Raw genomic sequence first — 1,959 nt, 5'->3', positions numbered from 1 at the left:
GTTCAACACCGCGTAAGTCAATGCGTCGCCAGCGTCGCCGACGATGACGGCGCGCTTGTCGCGGGCCGGCAATTCGCCGAAATCCGGTTCGAGGCCGGGGTGGACCAGCAGATATGGCGCGCGGCCGTTGCGCAGCAGCCATTCGCGCGCGGCCTGCGCCGGGGTGAAGACATCGGCCTTGGCGGCGGTGAGGCCCATCGCCCCCAGATGGTCGAGAACCTTCTTTTTCGACGAGCGCGTGGTGTTGCTGACGAAGCGTATGGAAAAACCGGCCTGGCGCAGACGCGCGACGGCGTCGACCCCGCCCGATATGGCAGTCGCGCCATCATAGATGACGCCTGCGAGGTCCAGCAGCACGCCCCTTGTCATCACCCCAGCATGACGAGGAGCGCGCCATGCGTCAAATGCGAAAGGGATCAGATTGCGGCAAGTAGCTATGCTACCTATGCTTTCGTCGGGCCAAGTCGCCGGCGTGGGGCACAGATCGACACCGAACTCAGATCAACAACAGCCCCTTCATGCTCGCATTGCCCTTTCGGCCGATGATGATGTGGTCGTGGACGCCGATGCCGAGCGGTTTTGCCGTTTCGATGATCTGCTTGGTCATCTCGATGTCGGCGCGCGACGGTGTCGGGTCGCCGGACGGATGGTTGTGGACCAGGATGATGGCGCTGGCCGAAAGCTCCAGCGCGCGCTTGACCACCTCGCGCGGATAGACCGGCGTGTGGTCGACGGTGCCGACCTGCTGCACTTCGTCGGCGATCAGCCCGTTCTTCTTGTCGAGGAACAGCACGCGAAACTGCTCGCGGTTTTCGAAGGCCATGGCTGACCGGCAATAGTCGAGAAGCTGCGTCCAGTTGGAGACGATTTCGCGGCCGTGCACCTCGCCGCGCGCCATGCGCTGCGCGGCCGCGGCGATCACCTTCAGGTCGACCGCCACCGAGGGGCCGATGCCCTTCACCTCCTGCAGCAGGTTGACCGGCGCGCCGAGCACTTCGGCGAAGGTGCCGAAGCGCGCCAGCAAGGCCTTGGCGATCGGCTTGGTGTCGACGCGCGGGATCAGCCGGAAGAGCAGCAGTTCGAGAAGTTCGTAGTCGGGGAGGGCGTCGGCGCCGGCGGCCGTGAAACGCTCACGCAAACGGTCACGATGGCCATGATAGTGCGGCTGTTCTGGTGTCGCCCTCTTTTCGACCGCCGCTTTGCCGGCCGGCGGTTCGATCCACCGCTCGGAGAAAAATCCCCGCTCGTCATCGCCGGTTTTTCCCATGAACCCGCCACCCCCGAAGGCTTTGAGGGAGACTAGGCCGGCAGGCCGGGGCGGTCGAGTTTTTTCGGCGAGAGCGTGAAGATCTCGCAGCCGGTGTCGGTGACGCCGATCGTGTGCTCGTATTGCGCCGACAGCGAGCGGTCGCGTGTGACCGCGGTCCAGCCGTCCGACAGCACCTTCACATGCGGGCGGCCGAGATTGATCATCGGCTCGACGGTGAAGATCATGCCCGGCCGCATCTCGACGCCTTCGGTGGCGGTGCCGTAGTGCAGGATGTTCGGCGCGTCGTGGAAAAGCTGGCCGACGCCGTGGCCGCAGAAATCGCGCACCACCGAGCAGCGCTCGGCCTCGGCATAGGTCTGGATGGCAGCGCCGATGGCGCCGGTGCGGGCGCCCGGCCTGATCGCGGCGATGCCGCGCATCAGGCACTCATGGGTGACCTCGAGCAGGCGCTCTGCGGCGCGCTTGATGGTGCCCACCGGATACATGCGCGAGGAATCGCCATGCCAGCCGTCGAGGATGTACGTGACGTCGATGTTGACGATGTCGCTGTCCTTCAGCGGCTTGTTGTCGGGAATGCCGTGGCAGACGACGTGGTTGATCGAGGTGCACGACGATTTGGTGTAGCCGCGATAGTTGAGCGTCGCCGGCAGCGCGCCATGGTCCATGCCGAACTCGAAGACGAAACGGTC

General features: G+C 65.1%; 2 protein-coding genes and 1 pseudogene. All 3 read right to left on the bottom strand.

Going from position 1 to position 1,959, the window contains the following annotated elements:
- A pseudogene (locus EN745_RS34200) lies at window positions 1-357 on the bottom strand (TIGR01458 family HAD-type hydrolase); the annotation flags it as partial.
- Between the two features lie 139 nt (window positions 358-496).
- Complete coding sequence (radC, locus tag EN745_RS34195) at window positions 497-1,267, bottom strand: DNA repair protein RadC (protein ID WP_126054230.1); 771 nt, start codon at window positions 1,265-1,267, stop codon at window positions 497-499.
- Window positions 1,268-1,299: 32 nt separating this feature from the next.
- Window positions 1,300-1,959, bottom strand: a 660-nt coding sequence (map, locus tag EN745_RS34190; RefSeq protein WP_127423270.1) for a type I methionyl aminopeptidase, incomplete at its 5' end; no start/stop codon positions are given.

Origin of the sequence: Mesorhizobium sp. M4A.F.Ca.ET.022.05.2.1 (assembly GCF_003998845.1) — a bacterium.
Taxonomy (GTDB): Bacteria; Pseudomonadota; Alphaproteobacteria; order Rhizobiales; family Rhizobiaceae; genus Mesorhizobium.
The sequence above is the reverse complement of the archived record's forward strand: the minus strand, read 5'-3'. Positions and strand labels throughout refer to the sequence as shown.

Coding starts and splice junctions, on each gene's coding strand:
- radC (WP_126054230.1), bottom strand. CDS start 1,267: ATGGGAAAAACCGGCGATGACGAGCGGGGATTTTTCTCCGAGCGGTGG.